Source organism: Exilibacterium tricleocarpae (assembly GCF_007004655.1).
GTDB classification, from domain to species: domain Bacteria; phylum Pseudomonadota; class Gammaproteobacteria; order Pseudomonadales; family Cellvibrionaceae; genus Exilibacterium; species Exilibacterium tricleocarpae.
Genome location: NZ_ML660100.1, coordinates 13,310 through 32,156, shown reverse-complemented (window position 1 = coordinate 32,156; position 18,847 = coordinate 13,310). Strand labels below are relative to the sequence as shown.

Here is an 18,847-nt window from a genome sequence, read left to right as displayed (position 1 = left end):
GGCGCAACCAGCCGCCTTTAGTCGTCCTTGTAGATATGCTCATAGACGTAATTGGTCGCTTCCACAAAGCCCCCGACGCTGCCGCAGTCAAAGCGGCGACCACTGAATTTGTAGGCCATGACGCAGCCGTTTTTCGCCTGGGTCAGCAGGGCATCCGTGATTTGCACCTCACCATTTTTGCCCGGCGGCGTGTTTTCGATAATCTCAAAGATATCGGGAGTAAGGATATAGCGGCCGATAATCGCCAGATTGCTGGGTGCATTCTCGAGAGACGGTTTTTCCACCATATCGGTGACCTGATACAGACTGTCTTTGATTTGCTCGCCCTTGATGACACCGAACTTGTGGATGTCTTCATCCGCCACCTCCTGGATGGCGACAACACTGCACCGAAACTGGCGATAGAGCTTGACCATTTGCGCCAGCACGCCCTCCCCACCCTCGCCATCCGGCAGGCAGAGATCGTCGGACAGCACCACGCCGAAAGGCTGATCGCCAATCAGGCGGCGGCCGTTGAGAATCGCATCCCCGAGGCCGCGCATTTCCGTCTGCCGCGTATAGGACACCAGCGCCTTGTCCATCACGTTGCGAATGGAGGCCAGGTAGCGCTCCTTGGAGGTACCCGCGATCTGGTGCTCCAACTCGTAACTGACATCGAAATGATCGGCAATGGAGCGCTTGCCGCGCCCGGTGACAAAACCGATTTCATCCAGGCCGGCTTCCAGCGCCTCCTCGACCCCGTATTGCACCAGTGGCTTGTTGACTACCGGCAGCATCTCCTTGGGCATTGCCTTGGTGGCGGGTAAAAACCGCGTGCCGTACCCGGCCACGGGAAATAAGCATTTTCGTATCATGGGGGAAGTGTCCTTTATACATTGTCGGCGCCAGGTCGCCGTTACATATTGTCGCCGTCGCCCGCCGCCTGAGTGCGAGGCCGGGAACTCGATGGTCGCCGAGGCGCCGAATATACCATAGTTACCCTGATTGAGTAGACACGCCGGGCGGCGAAAGCCCCCCCGGACACACGCACCGCGCGTACCGCTGCCTCAAGAGGGGTCCCGGCGACATCACGAATACTGGACAAGCCGTAACCAGCCGGTAGAATGGGCCCCCTTTGCTGCTCCGGGCATCACCCCGGGGCTTCTTTGAAACATCAGAGTTAGACTATGGATTGTACTGGAAGAAAAAGCGCCTACGACCGCGACGCCCTGCTGGAGTGCGGCTATGGCCGCTTGTTTGGCCCCGGCAATGCCCAGTTGCCGGTGCCGAATATGCTGATGCTCGACCGTATCTCCCATATCAGTGCCGAAGGCGGTAACTACGGCAAAGGCGAGATCATTGCCGAATTGGATATTCATCCCGACCTCTGGTTTTTCGCCTGCCACTTCCCCGGCGACCCGGTGATGCCCGGCTGTCTGGGACTGGACGCCATGTGGCAGTTAGTCGGTTTTTTCCTGGCCTGGAAAGGCAACGAGGGTCGCGGCCGGGCGGTTGGCTCAGGCGAGGTGAAGTTCGCCGGCCAGATTCTGCCAAGCGCCAAGAAGGTGACCTATCACCTCCATCTGAAGCGCGTCATCGAACGCAAACTGATTATGGGTATTGCCGATGGCGTAGTGGCCGTGGACGGCACAGATATCTACTTCGCCAAGGATTTGAGGGTTGGACTGTTCAGCGACACCGCCACCACCTTTTAGCGGCAGACCGTCCCGAGAGGGGTATAGTCCCCACTTGGGGGCAGCCCTCTGCCTGTGCCATAATTCGCTCGATTCAGCGGTTAAATGTCGGGGGTATAAGGTGCCACCCCACCTGCTCCCAGTATTCAAGAGGTAGTCTATGAAACGCGTTGTTGTGACCGGTATCGGCATAGTTTCCTGCTTGGGTAAAGATGTCGCCTCGGTCTTAGACGCCCTGCGTGCGGGTCGCTCAGGTATTCGCTATAAGGAAGACTACGAGGAACTGGGCTTTCGCAGCCTGATCGCCGGTAGTGTCGATATCGATTTTGCGGAGTATATCGATCGCAAAACTCTGCGCTTTATGGGGGACGCGGCCGGCTATGCCTATATCTCCATGCAGCAGGCCATCGCCGATGCGGGCCTTGAGGATGACCAGGTATCCAACGAGCGCACCGGACTGATTATGGGCTCCGGCGGCGCCTCCTCGCAAAACCTGGTTGAATCTGCCGATATACTGCGTGCCCGCGGCATTCGCCGGGTAGGTCCCTACCGGGTGACCCAGACCATGGGCAGCACCACCTCTGCCTGCCTGGCCACACCGTTTAAGATAAAAGGTGTTAACTATTCCATTTCCTCAGCCTGCGCCACCAGTGCTCACTGCATCGGCAACGCCATGGAACAGATTCAGCTGGGCAAACAGGACCTGGTCTTCGCCGGCGGCGGCGAGGAAGAGCACTGGACCATGAGCTCCCTGTTTGACGCCATGGGTGCGCTCTCCGCCAAGTACAACGACACCCCGGAGCAGGCCTCTCGCCCCTACGATGCCAACCGCGACGGCTTCGTAATCGCCGGCGGCGGCGGTTGTGTGGTCCTCGAAGAGCTGGAGCACGCCCGGGCCCGCGGCGCCAAAATCTATGCCGAACTGGTCGGCTATGGCGCCAATTCCGATGGCTACGATATGGTCGCCCCCTCGGGCGAGGGCGCGGTGCGCTGTATGCGCCAGGCCATGGCAACCGTCGACGGTACTATCGACTATATAAACACACACGGCACCAGCACACCGGTAGGCGATGTGGCTGAACTCACCGCCCTGCGGGAAGTGTTTGTCACGGACATGCCGGCCATCAGCTCCACCAAGTCGCTGACCGGCCACTCGCTCGGGGCTGCCGGGGTGCAGGAAGCGATTTACAGCCTGCTTATGCAACAACACAACTTTGTCGCCGCCTCGGCCAATATCGAGACCCTCGACCCGGAAGCCGAGGGCCTGCCGATTGCCACGCAGCGACGCGACGATGTCAGGCTGGAGCGGGTGATGTCGAACAGCTTCGGGTTCGGCGGTACCAATTCCTGCCTGGTGTTTCAGCGCTTCAGCGATTGATATCTCCGGACAAGCGGCCAGCCGCCGGGCTTGGCGTCGGCATTCCCGGCAGATATCACGTACAACGGTGATAGGACTCTGATCCCAATGCATCTCGCCCCCCACGGAGCAGGCCCGCGGCCTGCAGGCGTTTGCAGCCAGTACCCTGCGGCCCTGCGCCTTGGCCGGAGCCCGGATTGGAGCCTCGACTGGAGAACCTAGCCGTTGGAAGAAAGGGTTTCGCGCTCCGCCAGATACGCACCGACCGCGCTGGCCAGTCCCTGGCGCCAGGTACGCGACTGAATACCGAAATTTTCAAGACAGCGCCGGCCACTGAGGACCGCGCTGGTCACCGGCTCGACTGCATCGACCTCTTCGATGTCACCGTATAACTGCCCCCGCTGCTCCAGCAGCTTGGCCAGGTGTCGGGCAAAGTCCGCCTCACTGCAGGGATCGCCACTGGTATAGTGCATCACCCCCCAGTTGTCCGCCCCGCACAGTATCTGCTTGACCATAGCCACCAGCACTCGACCGACGTCAGTCATAAACGTGGGGGCGCCGCGCTTATTGGGTGCTACACTCACCCGCTGGCCGCCGGATAACTGACCCACCAGCGCCGTCAGCAGATTATCCCCCCGAGCACCGATCAGCCAACTCAAACGCAGGATAATATGTCGGGGTAAAAACTGGGCAACCGCTTTCTCCGCCCGCCATAACGCTCTGCCGCCCACATCCACCGGCGCCGGCTGGTCGGACTCGTCGTAGGCAGTTTTGTTCTCGCCGCCGAATACCTGGTGACTGGACAGATGAATCGCGCACACCTCGAGCGCCGCGCAGGCCTGCGCCAAAGACTTGGCCGCGCTGACCGTCAGCGTCTGTCGCTGCCGGGCCGGGGCCGGACTCCAGGCCAGGGAATTGATCACAATGTCCGGTTGCTGCTCGCGCAGGTAAGCATCGACCGCCTTGGCGTCGTTCCATACCAGGTCTCCCGGCTGCGGCTGCACCAGGGTGAAAGTCTCCTGTTCCAGGACGTGACTGAGCGCCATGCCAAGGGGGGAGTGGGCATCGGTCAGTAGCAGCTTATAGGCCACGGGTTACATCCATCGCAGTTAGCCACCGGTCTCCCCGCCCGCCGCAGCGCGCGGGGCCTCTTGCTTAAACACTATACAAAAGGAAATGACCCCGGGTATTGATTAGAAAGGAATATCGTCGTCGAAATTATCAAATCCCGAAGCCGTTTGAGGCTGGCCGGCCGGTGCCTGCTGCGGCGCGTTGGGGGCGGGCTGCTGGGGGGCCTGTTGTGTATGGGGTTGCGCATGTTGCTGGGGTGCCTGCGGTGCCGCCATGGGCTGCTGTTGCCTGCCCTGTTGCGGCTGGCCGCCGTAACCCTGGTTCATACCCATGCCCTGGTTGTCCCCGGCGGCATTGCGGCTGTCCAGCATCTGCATTTCGTTGGCCACAATTTCCGTGGTGTAACGGTCCTGCCCGCTTTGGTCCTGCCATTTACGTGTGCGCAGCGAGCCTTCGATATACACCTTGCCGCCCTTGCGCAGGTACTCGCCGGCAATTTCCGCCAGCCGGTTGAAAAAAACGATACGATGCCATTCGGTGCGCTCCTGCGGCTGGCCGGTTTGCTTGTCCTTCCAGGTCTCGGACGTGGCCAGGCTGATATTGGTCACCGCACCGCCCGAAGGCATGTACTTGGTTTCCGGGTCCTGGCCGCAATTGCCGATCAGAATGACTTTGTTAACTCCCCTTGCCATGATTTTCTCCTGTGTCTCCCAATGGTGTTGCACTATTAATTAGCTGCACTCTTACATTAGCTGTAGTTCGTCTCACACTTAGTCAGTTTCACTGTTGAGTGCGCTGCACGATTATTAACAGTTGCAATATCTCAGTTAACGCCAGTTTTCCCCAACACCATCCCCGGTCGGCAAAAACGGCGAGCGTTCTTTAAATCCAATGCGACAGCTTACACCACGCCGGCCGTGACAACCACTATTGCTGTAACTGATCGACGCTCGAGCGGTCGAATAACCGGTTGTCCACTTTCAGGTAAGCCGCCCGCTCATCTTCGATGATCACCACCTCTTCGACGCCCGACAGACCCAGCATTCTCGACTTCATGGCGGTCAGGTCGGCATCTCCCAGGGGCACCCAGACGCTGGTCAAAAAGCGCGGCGGGCGCATAAAGGCGGCCACCGCCAGCCAACTGACCACTACCGCCGCACCGCAGCCGAACACCCAGTGCGGTCCGCCGAATTGCATCAGGGCGCCACCGCCCGCGCCACCGGCAAAAGCACCGAGAAACTGGCTGGTCGAATAGATACCGGCAGCGGTACCCTTGGTGCCGGCCGGAGCCACCTTGCTCATCAGGGAGGGCAGAGTCGCCTCCAGCAGGTTAAACGCCATAAAAAACAGAAACAGCGCGGTCAACGCCAGTACCAGATCACGCTGCCACCAGATCAGCGCCACCAGCATGGCCGCCAGCAGGGCGATCGCGCCCAGGAATACGGTTTTGATCTTGCGGTGCCGCTCCGCCAGCAGCATAAACGGCACCATGGCCACAAAGGCCAGCGTCAGCAACGGCAGATACACCTGCCAGTGCCGCTCACGCGCCAACCCCAGGTCGGCTTCCAACATAACGGGCACCACCACAAAACTGGCCATCAAGACGAAGTGCAGGCAAAAAATACCCCAGTCGAGCCGCAGCAGGTCCCGGTGTTTCAGCGTCTGGCCGAGCAGCGCCGCCACTGCCCCGGCCTCGCGCTGCGCAGTCTCGGCGCTACCGGGGTCGGGAATCAGTTTGAACAACACCACCAGCCCCAGCAGGGCAAAGACCGCGGTGAACCAGAAGATGCCCGACAGACCGGCAATACCGGTAATGACCGGACCCAGTACCAGCGCCACGGAGAACGACAGGCCGATGGAGGCCCCTATGGCAGCCATGGCTTTGGTGCGGTTTTGCTCCGAGGTCAAATCCGCCACCAGCGCCATAATCACACTGGCAATGGCACCGCCGCCCTGCAGGCAGCGGCCGATAATCAGGCCGTAGACCGACTCGGCGGTGGCGGCCACGACACTGCCGAGGGCGAACAACAGCAGCCCCAGGGCGATCATGGGTTTGCGTCCCAGCCGGTCGGAAAGCATGCCGAAGGGAATCTGCAGCAGTGCCTGGCTAAAACCGTAGGCGCCGAGAGCCAACCCCAACAGCAAGGGTGTACTGCCGGCGTAATCCGTTCCGTACAGCGCCAGTACCGGCAACACCATAAACAGCCCCAACATGCGAAAGGCGTAGAGCGCTGCCAGCGAAGCCACGGCACGACGTTCAAAAGAATGGGCTGTATCTACGACCTTCGCTCGCACAGGGAAAACTCAGCGTAAAAAGGCGGGCATTTTAACAGTCGTGCGGGGGTACGGGTAGCGGCCTGTGGTTTTTCGCCGACCCGGTAGACAGACAGTGTGTCGACTATCGCCGCAACGGGACCGCAACCCGGCTGTCGGCGAAAGTCCTCTGCAGCGCATCGCGCCACCGGCGCCCAATCTCGGCTGCGTTCACCTCGAGCCGCGCCGGCGGCACAGTGGGAGGGTGACCGGCAACAACCTGAGCGGCAGATCGAAAACCCGCAGTCGACAATGATTAGTCAACAAGTCAGGCAAGTGGATGCAGCTCGCCGATCAAAAAGTGCCGCGCACGCCCATGGTGTAACGAGGCTCGAGGGTATTTTCCCAAGCTTCCTGGTCGCTGCGCTGGAGATAAAAACGCTCTGATTCATCTGTCAGATTTGAACCATTGAGAAACACGCTGATACGATCGCTGATATGGTAGCTTACCGATGCATCCAGATAAGCCGTCGCCTCCTGCATCAAGGTCAAACTGCCGGCCTGGTTGAGCAATACCACACGCTCACTGCGATAGTTATAGCCGATGCGTGCCTGCCATTTATCCGTCTCGTACCACAGTACAATATTGTAAACATCTTCGGAGTTTTCCGGAAAACCCAGCTCATTGCCCTCCACATCCTTTTGCCCCGAATCACCCGGTGAATAGGTGTAATTTACATCCGCGCCGAAGTGACCCAACCAACTGCCGGCAAGCCCCGGAAAATCGACCAACGCCAGCTTTGCCCCCATTTCCACACCTTCCAGGGTACCGCCGTCGCCCTGGGTGATGGTGCTTACCGGCACCGATCGACGCACCACGCCATCCGCATCCGGCAGCGCCCGCAACTCCTCCCCGCCCTGGGTAAAGCTGTCCACCTCCACCCTGAATAAACCCAGGTTTAACAGACTGGCATCACCGAGATAATACTCCAGTGACAGGTCGACGTTGTCGGCACGCCAGGGATCGAGATTGGGGTTACCGGTTTCGGTGGCGCTGACGGCAATGAAGGTTCCAAACGTCGGACTGCCGGCATCCCCGTCCAGCGTAAAATCCGGATCGAACGCCCCGCCCCATTGCGCCAGGTCCAAAGGCGTTACGGTTTTCGCATAAGCTGCCCTTAATTTCAGCTTGTCCGAAAGATCGTAGGACAAATTGAGCGCCGGCAGGGTATCGGTCAACTCGCGCTCGGTAACCAGGTCGCCGGCGTCAATGGCCGACAAACCATAAGGCTGGGAATCGCCCACCACATTTTGCACCACTGTCAGGGTCGTCTCCAACTGGCGCAGCCCCAGATTACCCGCCAGTTGGCCGTAAGCAAAGTTCACCTGCAGGTAATAGCTCAGCTCATCGAGATCGACACGGTAGGATTTACCCGGATTACTGACGCGCACATTGCCGGGATAGAAAGCATTGTGGAACGCCCACACATTGTCCATGGCGGCCGGATCAAGCGCAAAGAAACCCGGTATACCACGAACCGGACCGACATCGGTCACCCTGATTACATCACCTAAGTCGCGCAGGCCAAGCGGTCGGCCGGAGGTAAAGAAAATGTCATTGTCCGGGTTTCCATCGTTCAGGTTTTGGCCTGAATTACAACTGGACTGGTTGAGCGTAACGTCGGTGGCCTTCCACTTAACCAGACAATCGTTTTCTCCAAATGGGGCGGCTATATCAAATTCTCTGTTTTTTACCTTGCGGGCGCTAAAGCGAACACCGGCATCAACAGAGGTGATAAAACCGTCATTTTGAAATCCGTAGCGCCCATCAAAGCGCACCACATTCAACTCTGCTTCGCGGTCGAAGTTGTTTTCGGAAATAAGTGCCCCGACACCGTAACTGTCGATGTCGGCGAGATAATCGCCGATCGTGCGCGCCGCGCCGGCGGCGTTACCCTCGGCATCGAGATTGGCGTTGTTATCAAACCCGCTCCAGGCAGCGCCGTCACCACCGTAATCCACGGTTAAGGTTGGAAAGCCGGCATAGCCGCCGGGATTGACAGCCTGGTTTAAACCATCAGTATAGTTTTGAAATGCCACCCCCCATTGATTACCGATGGCCAAGTCAATATCGGCGCTGCTGAACAGGCGCGTGCGCTGCGCCTCACCAACCACCGCACGGGCACTGGCTACCAGGGGACCACCTTTATCGTAATTCAGCTCTATGTTGATGTTTTGAGAACTACTGTCTTCAAACTGCAGGCTGGAGAAACTTTTGATACGACGACCGTTACCGGTATAGGTTTGAGTGGTAAAAAAATCCCGCCCGTCGATAGTGATACCCGTGTCTCTAAAGGCACTGGAGCCATCGGCATTTTGTGGCCGGAACCAGCCCCAGCGGTTCCACTTGTCCGAATGAAACAGACCGGCGGAGCGTTGGTATTCCTCCATTTCCGTGTGAAACAGTTCGGCCACCAACTCAAAGCCCTCTCCCAGGTCGAATTGAAACGCGACGTTATACCCCAGGCGCTCACGTTCGGTAAAACGATTGGATGCCAGATGTCCCTGATAGGCCAGAAACGCATCGTTGGTATCACCATCGTTATTGATATCGGCGCCCCAGGCCCAGTCCTCCCCGGCTATTTGAGACCAGCCGGCGTTTTCACCGCCGTTTGTCATACCGCTGTAGTAATTGGCGAGGTTTTTTTCCTGGTAGGATACCGAAGCCATGGCACCGACTTTTTCATTGTGCCAACTCACCAAACCGTTGACCGAGGGATCGGTTTCATCGCTTTCCCGCCCGGATTGTATTTCAGTGGCGCCCGATAGCGTGAAGCCTGCGCCAAAAGCAAAAGGTCGAAAGGTCTTGAGGTCGACCACCCCGGTGATGCCACCGGCGTTGGTACCGGCCGTGGCAGACTTGATAACATCCGCACCGGAAAACAGTTGTGAGGGAATATCATTAAAATCCGGTTGTACGGTGGTAACTGAACCCGACCCCAAATACGATTCCCCATTGAGAGTGGCGAGCACCTGGGGCAGACCTCGAATACTGATACCGCCACCCTCACCGGCCGACCGCCTCACCTGTACACCGGTAATCCGGGCCAGCGAATCGGTAATGGTGATATCCGGCAACTTGCCGATATCCTCCGAAGAGATCGAATCAACTATTGACCGGGCGGCGCGCTTGATACCGATGGAGGTTTCCTGGGCCTGCCGAATCCCTGTAACGACAACCTCCTCGATGGCCAGCGCCTCGTCACGTTGGGCCTTGGCGGGCGGAGCCGGCGGGCCGAGTGAGCAGATTGCGATCAGCGGTAAAAACAGGCGCTGCTGGAATGGAAGTAGCTTGGCCATCGGTCGTCACCTTTGATTTGTCAGCGTTTTATTGGTCGTCTGCATCTACTTATTATTTTTCTCGCTTCGTATCCGCTTGCCAGGGATATCCGTTACCCAAAATAATAACGTTACGATTTTTAGACGGTCAACAGATTTGATGACCGAAAAACCAACATTCAGTTCACACCAACAAAAAACTATACTAATCAATAGTATAGAACTTATATCATTTTACTATTAGAAAGAAGCGGGTAAGCTCTGGAAGATTGTGAAAAGTTTGCTTTACAAAAATCGTATCGTTTCGAATCTATCATTGACATTGACACTCAAAACCACTGCACCACCTATTACAGCCCGCACCATGCCAGCCGGAAGGCTTTCTGACAACCTGAACGCCGTCCGGCTACCGCTGTATTTATCCATCGCAGTCTTGCAAAATCCTGAAAGCTTCCATCATCGCCCTGCCATTGTGATAGGGCCCTTTCCAGGGACCCATCTTGCAGGCAGTGCTTGACCGATCGAGTCGGGAAAACCATAACCATTCGCCGTGGCGGGGGTCCTTCTGGTAACGACGTATAAAGCGCCAAACCTCTACCGCCGCATGGAGAAACTGACCATCCCCCGTCAAACGAAATGCCGCCAGAAAACCTACCAGCGCTTCAGCCTGGACCCACCAGACCCGCTGCTCGATTCTTTTGCCGCTCTCCAAGATCATAGCGTCGAAAATCTCACCATTGTCACCGACAGCCCGATCCAGACACTGCCGGGCCATGCCGACGACCTTGTCTTTCCAGCCGCCTTTAAGCGTCTCACTTTGCATGACCTCCAGCGCCTCCCAGATAAGCCAGCTCGCCTCGATATCGTGACCAAACGACCGCAGGTCGGACAGGTCATTCCACTCGAGGTCCATATACATGCGCAGATAAAGCTCGCCGCCGCTGAGGATATGATTGCGAAAACACTCCAAACAGTTTTCGATGGCCGCGAGGAGCGCGGCCGAGGGCGCAACACGATATAAACTTGTGTAAGCCTCCAGAACGTGCAGATGCGTGTTCATGGTTTTGGGCGCATTCATGTCCTTTTCACTTAGACGCATATCATCTATAGACGCCCAACGCCGGCTAAAGGCCTCCAGATAACCACCGTGTCGAGGATCACGGCCATACCGCTCAACCAAACCAAACAGCTCTTCGGCCAGGCTCAACGCCGACGGGCAGGCAGTCAACCTGTAGTAGCTGGTCAGTCCGTAAATCGCAAAAGCCTGGGCGTAAATCTGTTTCCGATTGCCGACCACCTCGCCCCGACAGTTCAGCTCCCAGTACACACCGCCATACACCGGATCACAAAAATACCGGATGAAATAATCGTAAGCACGCTCGGCGAGTCCGCTATACCGCCGCTCCCCGGTGGTGCAATCACCGGCGTTCGGGCCATCGCCGGTAACGCGGGCCAACTCACTAAAAAACCACAGTATACGCGCGTTTTGAACGACTCCTTTGTTAGCCTCGTAAAGCTTGTCGTTCCGGTGAGTGATTGCACCGACAAAACCGCCGCGCCTGACGTCGAGAGCGTTGTCCGCCCACCAACATCCGATCTCCGCCATTTCAGCCCGGAATTCTTGCCTTAGTGTTTTCATCATCATACCGGTCGCCTTCAGGTCCGACGATAGGGAGAGTTCGATTGCCAGCAACCGCCACTCGAATCGCTGCGACCATCGATAGGCATCAGACTCAACCGAGACGCGCTAAAGGGTAAACTCCATTGAATTGTGCTCAACAAACGTCGCGGTTTCCAACACCTGCAACTTCTCTGCATCTTCACCGTCAATTCGCCGCAGCAACAAGCCCGACAGGACTGCGCCCGCATGTCGTAAGTCCTGGCGAAACCCCGCCAGCGGCACATGGAAAAAAGTGGCTAAACTCGTCGACTCCAGCGAAACAATATCCACCTGCTTACCCACCACCTGCCCGGCCAACTGCAGGCTCGAGGCCACACCTATAGCAGCGACCTCGGTACCACATATATAACCGTCCGGCGGGGCGGGCAAGCTGCAGGCGTCAGCGACAAATTGCGCATAAGTGTGTGCCGGCCCCTCCGGCAAAATTTGCAGTTTTTCGTCAATCGTGAGCCCCTGCTCCTGAGCGGCACGATTAAATCCGATACGGCGGTGCCAGGCGAAGGAATACTTAGCGTCGGATGCCACCAGAACCAACTGTCTTCTACCGCGCTCGTAAAGCCATTTAGCGGCGCGATAGGTAAAGTCAGCATTATCGACATCGTACCAGGGGTGCGGCGTGGCCAACTCCGTGCGACCAAAGGTGACAAAGGGAAAGCGCTTCTCATTGAGATACCTGACCCGATCATCATCGGCCAGCGTCGACGTCAGGATGACCCCATCGGCCAGACCATGCTCCACCACATATTCGACCGGCGCAAAAGCCGGCTCGCCGGCCACCTGCGGAATGACCGCCAGATGATACGGTGTGTTATTCAAGCCGGCCGTCAATCCCTCGATCAGCGGCAAGATACCCAGGTCACCGACAGTATCACCGGGCTTGAGCACCGGCATAATCAGAGCCAGCATAAAGGTCTTGCCGGTTTTCAGACTAATACCCGAAGCATTGGGTCGATAGCCCAGAGTTTTGGCAGCCTGTTTCACTTTCGCGATAGTGTCGGGTTTGACTTCAGCGCCATTTTTCAATGCCCGCGATACGGTAGTCACTGAGAGCCCCGTATGGTCGGCAATGGTTTTCAGTGTCGCTCGCTCCATCCAAGCACCTTACTTATTGATAAGTTGATCTCAAGTGTGTGATTACCAGGTGCTCTGCAAAGTTTTCGGGCACGGCCGAGCCTGCCGACGGCAGCCAGTCGACAGTTCTATCCTCCCCTGGCAACAAGGTAAAGCTGTTGTCGCTCCAACGCCCCGAGGCCGGGTGCTCCAGCGTCAGGAAGTGGGCCGGCGCATCGGCTTTGAGAGTGAGCTGCACCCGCTCGGCCAGGGTGACAACTTCCTGCTCGATACACACCTGCGGAAGCGTCATCGCTTTCCAGGGCGCCAGATAAAATGTGTTGTTTATATCAGGATCGTCACTGACAACAGCAAAAAAACTGTCTTCGCGAGCGCCTGCGAGTTCGGCCTGATTCAATGTCAGCAGCGTGGCACTATCACCGGGCCGCAACTGTTGCGCCAGAGGCCAGCGGCGAACAACCTTGCCGCCCAGGGTAATTTGTCTGAATTCGACTTCAAGGTTCCTGACCCCCGGGGCATCACTGACGGCCTTTAGCACCCAATTGCCTGCGGCTTTCGCAACATCCTCTTTAATCGGCCCTGCCGGCCCTCCGACGGTACTTTCTTCGACACTCCGCGCTTCAGGAACCAGAGCCACCAGGATCGGATTGAAAAAGCGTCGAGCATGGTAGTGCAATTGCTTCCAGCGCCCGCCGTGTTCGATACTCGACCAGGACGCTACCGGCCAGTTGTCATTTAATTGCCAAAACAAAGTGCCCATACAATGGGGCTGCAGAGAACGCCAGTATTCAACGGCGGTCTTAATGGCAACGGCCTGCTGCACCTGGCTTAAATAGAGAATGGAGACAAAGCTTTCAGGAAAGCGAAAGTAGCGGGTAAACATCTCCATGATGATAGCATTGCCCGCCGGACTTTTTTGATGGGATTCCATGACGGGCGATGAGACATTCCACTGGCTCGGTTCCGCAAAACGGGCCACGGCAGGCAGCGACGGCAATGACTGAAAACCGAATTCCGAACAAAAGCGCGGCCTTACCGTGTAGTAGGCCTCAAAAGAACTGCCCGAGTGCCAAACGTCCCAGTAGTGCATATCGCCGCTGTGATCGATGTGCCAGGCATCACCAAAATCCAACTCGCCATTACAGGGCGAACTGGGCCAAAAGCGCCGTGTCGGATCGCCCTCTCCCACCACCCGGGCCAGCGCACGGTTGAGCCTGTCGTAGTTGACGATATATTTCTCACGATGACGGCGCGATTGTTCGTACCAGTCAATAGCACCCATCACTTCATTGTCACCACACCACAGGGCGATACTCGGATGGTGAGCAAGACGCTTTATCTGGTGCTTCACCTCCGCTGCTGCTGAGGCGACAAACTCCCTGGTGGAAGGGTAAAGGGAGCAGGCAAACATCAGGTCGTGCCAGATCAGCAGACCCAACTCATCACACAGTTGATAGAAGATATCCCGCTCGTAAAAACCGCCACCCCACAAGCGCAGGCAATTCATATTGGCGAGGACGGCGGCGGTGAGCAGGTCCCGATAGCGATCCCCGTCGCTGTCCAGGGTTAGCGCATCGGCGGGAATCCAGTTGGCCCCCTTGCAAAAAACATCCCGCCCGTTAACTCGAACTTTTAACCCCAAACCGATGTCATCGGCCTGAGTCACAACCTCCAGCTCCCGCAGACCGATAGTCTTGCACAGGCTGGCATCGGCCAAAATTACACCCAACTCATACAGCGGCTGCTCACCCTGGCCGGCCGGCCACCAGAGTGCAGGGTTTTTTACAGTGAAGCTGCGCGCCAGACACAACGCCCCCACCTGCACCGATAGGGTTTCCGCGATGACCGGCTCACCATTGAGCACAATCTCCAGCGGCAGTTCACCATTGCTATAAACCTCCGCTTCCAGCCTCAGTGTCAGCTCCACAGTATTTTCTGTGTGGCGCTGTTCGACCAGCAGATAGTGTAGTTGCGCTCTCTGCCTCACAATCAGTTTCGGCACTTGATAGACGCCCGTAACCATCAAGCAGATACCCCAATCCCAACCTGCGTGACACTGAGCCTTGCGCAGGAGATTCATATGAGGCACGCGATTATTGTTGGCATTGTAGGGTATCGGGAACGGGAGTTTTTTGGCTCTGTCCACAGCGGCAGCCGGTGCGGACAGCAGCTTGATGCAGAGCCGGTTCTCACCCTGGCGGGCAGCGGGCTTGAGATCAATCCGGTGCCGCAGAAACATATTGTCCGCCCGGTAGAGCAAAACGCCATTGAGACAGATCTCGGCCAGGGTATCCAACTCATCGATCTGCAGCTCCAGGCAAGGGGCATGTACCTGCGCAACACTGAGCTCGAAAGCTTTTTCCAACACCCAGGTCTGCGCAGCAACCCACTGCACATCGGCCTCATTAAGCCCGACATAAGGGTGCTCAATCAGCCCCTGCGCCAACAACGTTTGGTGAACTTCGACCGGCATTTCCACAGAAATACCGCCATCAATTCCCAGCAGGTCGCCCATGGCCTCGCCTGTACAGCTAAGCGTCCAACCATATTGCAACTTCTTGATAGACATAGACATTCTGGTTTGATGGGCCGTCATTTCGACAACAATGAAAACGTTTCGATATGATATTTGCAAGCTTTTTCTGGTTTTTAGGCATCCAGGATTAGTCAGCCGTAAATAAAATATAGTAAATTCTTGTATTTACTAACTTTTTCAAAAGCGGACGCCAACAGCATCGATAAACCCTAATTTGTAACGTTTCTATTTTTTCTGGAAAATATCAGTCTTGTCAGCAAGCTGGACGATAGATTCCGGAGTCATTACGGCACTATCGCCAGCACATCGCCGGACTCAGGTAAACAACCGCCAGCGCCCCCAAAAATTGTATAAGTCATTGATTTATATATTATATTTAGGCATTTTGACACCTCTTGGCAACGCGGAGTCCAGGGCGTGGCAGCTAATTCGTCAGTTGAACTTCGATAGCGGCGACACCGACACTGCCGCGTCGCGGCGAATATAGACCCGGCAGACTTGTAACGTTACGATTACCGACTATCATAAGCGGGCATCAGTAGTGATTTGCGTCCATATTCGCGTTAACCAACTTGCGCTATTTCCATGAATAGCAAGGAAACTATCATGCTCGACTTTACGCTTCCAAACCTCCGCTTTATTCCCAGGCTTTCCATCGCGCGCTTAAGACCTAAAAAAACTGTCGCTGCGGTTGCAGCCCTGTGCCTGGCTTTTCTCAGCCAAAGCGTTGTAGCGGGGTTTAGCATTTCCGGTACTCAATTGCTCGACGGGAATGGGAACCCTTTTATTATGCGAGGTATCAATCACCCCCACGCCTGGTACAACTATCGCACCTCCTCTTTTGCCGACATTGCCGCCACAGGCGCGAACACCATTCGCGTCGTCTTGAGCGATGGCCAGCAATTTGTGAGAAATTCACAGGAAGACGTAGCGCGAGTGATTCGCAGGTGTAAAGACAACCGGCTGGTGTGCGTCCTCGAAGTCCACGATGTTACCGGCTCCGGCGAAGCAAGCAGTGCCGGAACCCTGGAAAACGCGACTCAGTATTGGATTGATATTGCGGGCGCACTTAACGGGCAAGAAGACTACGTCATCATCAATATCGCCAACGAGCCCTATGGCAACGGCCTGCCAGCCAGCACCTGGGTTAACGGGCATAAAAATGCCATCCAAAGGCTTCGCGCCGCCGGGCTCACTCACACGCTGATGGTCGACGCGGCGAACTGGGGGCAGGACTGGCAAGAGATTATGCTGAACAATGCAACAGATGTAGCCGGCGCCGACGCCCTAAACAACACCATGTTCAGCGTTCATATGTACGAGGTGTACCAAAATCGCAGTAAAATTGAATCCTACATATCCAGGTTCCTGAACACCCACAGCTTGCCGCTTATCGTGGGCGAGTTCGGGGCGGACCATCAAGGCCAAAATGTCGATGCAGAATCGATCTTAGCCGTGTCAGAACACTATGGCATTGGCTATATTGGCTGGTCGTGGTCCGGTAACTCCGGATGCTGCACCGCGCTGGACATCGTTATCAACTTTGATCCGAACAATCTAAGCCCCTGGGGTGCGCTGTTGATTAACAGCGAGAATGGCATTCGGGCAACCTCGGTCACGGCCAGCGTTTACTCCGATACGCCGCCCCCTCAATCCGATACCAGGCGTTGCAATTGGTACGGAACCATTTTTCCCCTGTGTCGATACCAGGATACGGGTTGGGGTTGGGAGGATATGCAGAGCTGTGTCGGCATCGTAGACTGCGAAAACCAATACGGTGATGGCGGTGTGGTGGATTGCCCCCCATAGCAGCGCTTTTGTCCGGCAGCCGGATGACGTATTGACTACTGCTGCAACAGGGTCGCAACCCGGCTGTCGGTGAAAATCCTCTGCAGCGCATCGCGCCACAGGTGCTCGATATCGGCGGCGCTCACCTTGAGCTGTGCCAGCGGCACCGTGGGAGGGTGACCGGCGCCGGGCCACTCAAAGTCCGCCGGGAAATTTAACTCCAGGGGATTGCCGGTATCTGCACCGGCGCGGCTCAGCGAGAGAATAAACTGCGCAGCGGTGGGATCTTCACCGCCGGCACCCGGTTGCAGTACAAAACCGTAGCGCTTGACCGTGATAGACAAGTTCGCTGGCCCGGCAGCTGCGGTGTCAATTTCCTCAAGGGGTAGAGGTGTCTGGCCTTGCAGTGTCGCCATCAGCAGCGGTTTTACGGCAATGCCGCCGGCATCTGCCGCCGCCTGGATATCCTTGCCGATGCCCTCATCGATGGCGATGCCGATAGCGACGCCGGCGGCCCCCATGGTGGAGGACAGCATCATGCCCGCTCCGGCGCCTTTGCCGCTAAAGCGGCTGCGTTCGGGCGCCTTAAAGCTGATGGAAACGGCCAGCGGCAACGGCTCAGAGGGCGTCAATCCGGTGCAACCCGCCAGCACGAATAACAGAACAGCCACAATCGAGATACGCCAAAAACTGTGCAAAGTCACACTCCCTGCTTTTTGGTTAGGTCTTAGTAAGAACTTGGTTGTCGCTATTCTGACAGCTTGTCGTTTGTAAAGGCCGTTTTACGGCACTGGGCGGCGCACTCCGGTACCGGGATTCTCGCTAATGCGTTGCGTGAATGCAATGGGTTTGGGGGTAGACCCGTTTTCGCGAGGCACTCTTTCCCAGCGCAATTTCCAAAGTGCAACTTTATAGGCGGCGCCAGCGTAAAGCTTATTAGCCGTCAATACAACGTACCAAAGCGGGCGTGGGCGGAGAAATCACTCAACTACAAGGAGAGACCAAATGTCGTTACAAGCCCAGGGGCCTATGGCTACATTTGCAGATCGGATGTACAGACTTTGGTGCATCTGGAACAACATTGGCAATTATTACAATGCCATTGGCGCGCACAACGCGACTGCCGGTTACACAGGACCAGTGGCAAATGCGCCAGCCCAACCGGCCCAACCTGCGGCGGCTGCACCGGCGCCCCCTCCGGGGCTGCCTCCCGGGTTGAACGTCAACCCGCAACTGCGCCGGAGATTTCTCAACGACGCGATTCGGGTAACCGTACAATTTATGCCTGTTCCCCCCTTGGTATTTCAAGCGCTACCGGTAAGCACCCTCGCGTATTTTAATCATCAAACATGGAACTGCACGCTCAATTCGTTTTATTTTAACAACGGCACACTCACCTATGGTGCATTCTTGAAGTTATTCAGCACCATTTATCATGAAATACGTCACGCTGAGCAGTTTTACCGAATTGCCCAGGGGCTGGCCGGCGGTCGCCTGGAGTTCCCTGATCAGCCGGCAGACAAAACACTGCAGGCAATGGGCCGTGGCACGGTACGCAATGCCATCGACAATTTCGACACCATCGCAAGGGGCGGGCAGGGAACCCTGACAGCAGGACGCGTGGCGAACCTGATGAATATCCCACTCAACATCGCCCAGGCAGCAAGCAATAATGCGCAGGCAAGCTTCGACACCTACACGCGTTTGGCCAGACCCGGGTGGTTTAAGCGGCCCAGTATCCGCCAGGAAGTCGAGGACTGGCTGCAGGCACAGTATAGTACCACCGGGACGGCTGCCCAGCCGACCACCGCCATGGTTCAGGCGAACGCGAGGAACAATAACAATACAGCTCGACCCAATAACATCTACGCTATGTATGCATCGCACCCTATGGAGTACGATGCTTTCTCTATCGAAGACTCCGTAAAGCAGATGATCGAGAACAGGGTAGGCGTCACGCAGCAACAAGGCGGAGCACAGCAGAGAAACGGCAACCTGTTCGCCGGCCTGCCCAATCTCTGACACAAGACCCCAACTGTTGCGGTATCGTGCGGCCAGCAGTGCCGCACAGCACCGAC

General features: G+C 56.7%; 13 protein-coding genes. 4 read left to right on the top strand and 9 right to left on the bottom strand.

Translation table 11 applies throughout. The features are described 5' to 3' along the window. Positions 1 to 17: 17 nt before the first annotated feature. Positions 18 to 854, bottom strand: coding sequence for a UTP--glucose-1-phosphate uridylyltransferase GalU (galU, locus tag FKG94_RS19735; protein WP_142928663.1), 837 nt, complete (start codon positions 852 to 854; stop codon positions 18 to 20). 312 nt (positions 855 to 1,166) lie between these two features. On the opposite strand from galU, the gene fabA reads away from it, so the two are divergent. Further along, positions 1,167 to 1,694, top strand: coding sequence for a 3-hydroxyacyl-[acyl-carrier-protein] dehydratase FabA (fabA, locus tag FKG94_RS19730; protein WP_142928662.1), 528 nt, complete (start codon positions 1,167 to 1,169; stop codon positions 1,692 to 1,694). A gap of 139 nt (positions 1,695 to 1,833) precedes the next feature. Continuing rightward, positions 1,834 to 3,051 carry a beta-ketoacyl-ACP synthase I gene (fabB, locus tag FKG94_RS19725; protein WP_142928661.1) on the top strand — a complete coding sequence of 406 codons (1,218 nt, stop codon included), beginning with the start codon at positions 1,834 to 1,836 and terminating at the stop codon, positions 3,049 to 3,051. 197 nt (positions 3,052 to 3,248) lie between these two features. Here the strand turns inward: fabB and FKG94_RS19720 are convergent, their stop codons facing one another. The 7 genes from FKG94_RS19720 to FKG94_RS19690 all read right to left on the bottom strand — a co-directional run bounded on the left by FKG94_RS19720 (position 3,249) and on the right by FKG94_RS19690 (position 15,014). Beyond that, a complete protein-coding gene (locus FKG94_RS19720; protein ID WP_142928660.1) occupies positions 3,249 to 4,121 on the bottom strand; it encodes an SDR family oxidoreductase in 873 nt (290 codons plus the stop codon). Positions 4,122 to 4,223: 102 nt separating this feature from the next. Then, on the bottom strand, positions 4,224 to 4,793 hold the full coding sequence (ssb, locus tag FKG94_RS19715) for a single-stranded DNA-binding protein (RefSeq protein ID WP_425460057.1): 570 nt from the start codon (positions 4,791 to 4,793) through the stop codon (positions 4,224 to 4,226). A 235-nt stretch (positions 4,794 to 5,028) separates the two neighbouring features. After that, the gene (locus FKG94_RS19710; protein ID WP_246125271.1) at positions 5,029 to 6,396 is read right to left on the bottom strand and encodes an MFS transporter; all 1,368 of its coding nucleotides are present in this window, start codon (positions 6,394 to 6,396) and stop codon (positions 5,029 to 5,031) included. A gap of 312 nt (positions 6,397 to 6,708) precedes the next feature. Then, the gene (locus tag FKG94_RS19705; protein WP_142928659.1) at positions 6,709 to 9,714 is read right to left on the bottom strand and encodes a TonB-dependent receptor; all 3,006 of its coding nucleotides are present in this window, start codon (positions 9,712 to 9,714) and stop codon (positions 6,709 to 6,711) included. Between the two features lie 397 nt (positions 9,715 to 10,111). Next, entirely contained in the window at positions 10,112 to 11,338 is a 1,227-nt protein-coding gene (locus tag FKG94_RS19700) for an AGE family epimerase/isomerase (protein WP_142928658.1), read from the bottom strand. 102 nt (positions 11,339 to 11,440) lie between these two features. Beyond that, positions 11,441 to 12,466: a LacI family transcriptional regulator gene (locus FKG94_RS19695; RefSeq protein ID WP_142928657.1), complete on the bottom strand. Its 1,026-nt coding sequence runs from the start codon at positions 12,464 to 12,466 to the stop codon at positions 11,441 to 11,443. Positions 12,467 to 12,479: 13 nt separating this feature from the next. Next, positions 12,480 to 15,014, bottom strand: a complete 2,535-nt coding sequence (locus tag FKG94_RS19690) for a beta-mannosidase (RefSeq protein WP_179957730.1) — start codon at positions 15,012 to 15,014, stop codon at positions 12,480 to 12,482. A gap of 573 nt (positions 15,015 to 15,587) precedes the next feature. Between FKG94_RS19690 and FKG94_RS19685 the strand changes: the two genes are divergently transcribed. After that, positions 15,588 to 16,790 (top strand): cellulase family glycosylhydrolase, encoded by a 1,203-nt coding sequence (locus tag FKG94_RS19685; RefSeq protein WP_142928655.1) that lies wholly within the window; start codon positions 15,588 to 15,590, stop codon positions 16,788 to 16,790. 35 nt (positions 16,791 to 16,825) lie between these two features. Here FKG94_RS19685 and FKG94_RS19680 read toward each other — a convergent pair whose 3' ends face one another. Continuing rightward, entirely contained in the window at positions 16,826 to 17,467 is a 642-nt protein-coding gene (locus FKG94_RS19680; protein WP_142928654.1) for a hypothetical protein, read from the bottom strand. 307 nt (positions 17,468 to 17,774) lie between these two features. Here FKG94_RS19680 and FKG94_RS19675 point away from each other — a divergent pair, with 307 nt between their 5' ends. Then, the gene (locus FKG94_RS19675) at positions 17,775 to 18,791 is read left to right on the top strand and encodes a hypothetical protein (protein WP_142928653.1); all 1,017 of its coding nucleotides are present in this window, start codon (positions 17,775 to 17,777) and stop codon (positions 18,789 to 18,791) included. The last annotated feature ends 56 nt before the right edge of the window (positions 18,792 to 18,847 follow it).

Coding starts and splice junctions, on each gene's coding strand:
- galU (WP_142928663.1), bottom strand. CDS start 854: ATGATACGAAAATGCTTATTTCCCGTGGCCGGGTACGGCACGCGGTTT.
- fabA (WP_142928662.1), top strand. CDS start 1,167: ATGGATTGTACTGGAAGAAAAAGCGCCTACGACCGCGACGCCCTGCTG.
- fabB (WP_142928661.1), top strand. CDS start 1,834: ATGAAACGCGTTGTTGTGACCGGTATCGGCATAGTTTCCTGCTTGGGT.
- ssb (WP_425460057.1), bottom strand. CDS start 4,793: ATGGCAAGGGGAGTTAACAAAGTCATTCTGATCGGCAATTGCGGCCAG.
- FKG94_RS19705 (WP_142928659.1), bottom strand. CDS start 9,714: ATGGCCAAGCTACTTCCATTCCAGCAGCGCCTGTTTTTACCGCTGATC.
- FKG94_RS19700 (WP_142928658.1), bottom strand. CDS start 11,338: ATGATGATGAAAACACTAAGGCAAGAATTCCGGGCTGAAATGGCGGAG.
- FKG94_RS19695 (WP_142928657.1), bottom strand. CDS start 12,466: ATGGAGCGAGCGACACTGAAAACCATTGCCGACCATACGGGGCTCTCA.
- FKG94_RS19690 (WP_179957730.1), bottom strand. CDS start 15,014: ATGTCTATCAAGAAGTTGCAATATGGTTGGACGCTTAGCTGTACAGGC.
- FKG94_RS19685 (WP_142928655.1), top strand. CDS start 15,588: ATGCTCGACTTTACGCTTCCAAACCTCCGCTTTATTCCCAGGCTTTCC.
- FKG94_RS19675 (WP_142928653.1), top strand. CDS start 17,775: ATGTCGTTACAAGCCCAGGGGCCTATGGCTACATTTGCAGATCGGATG.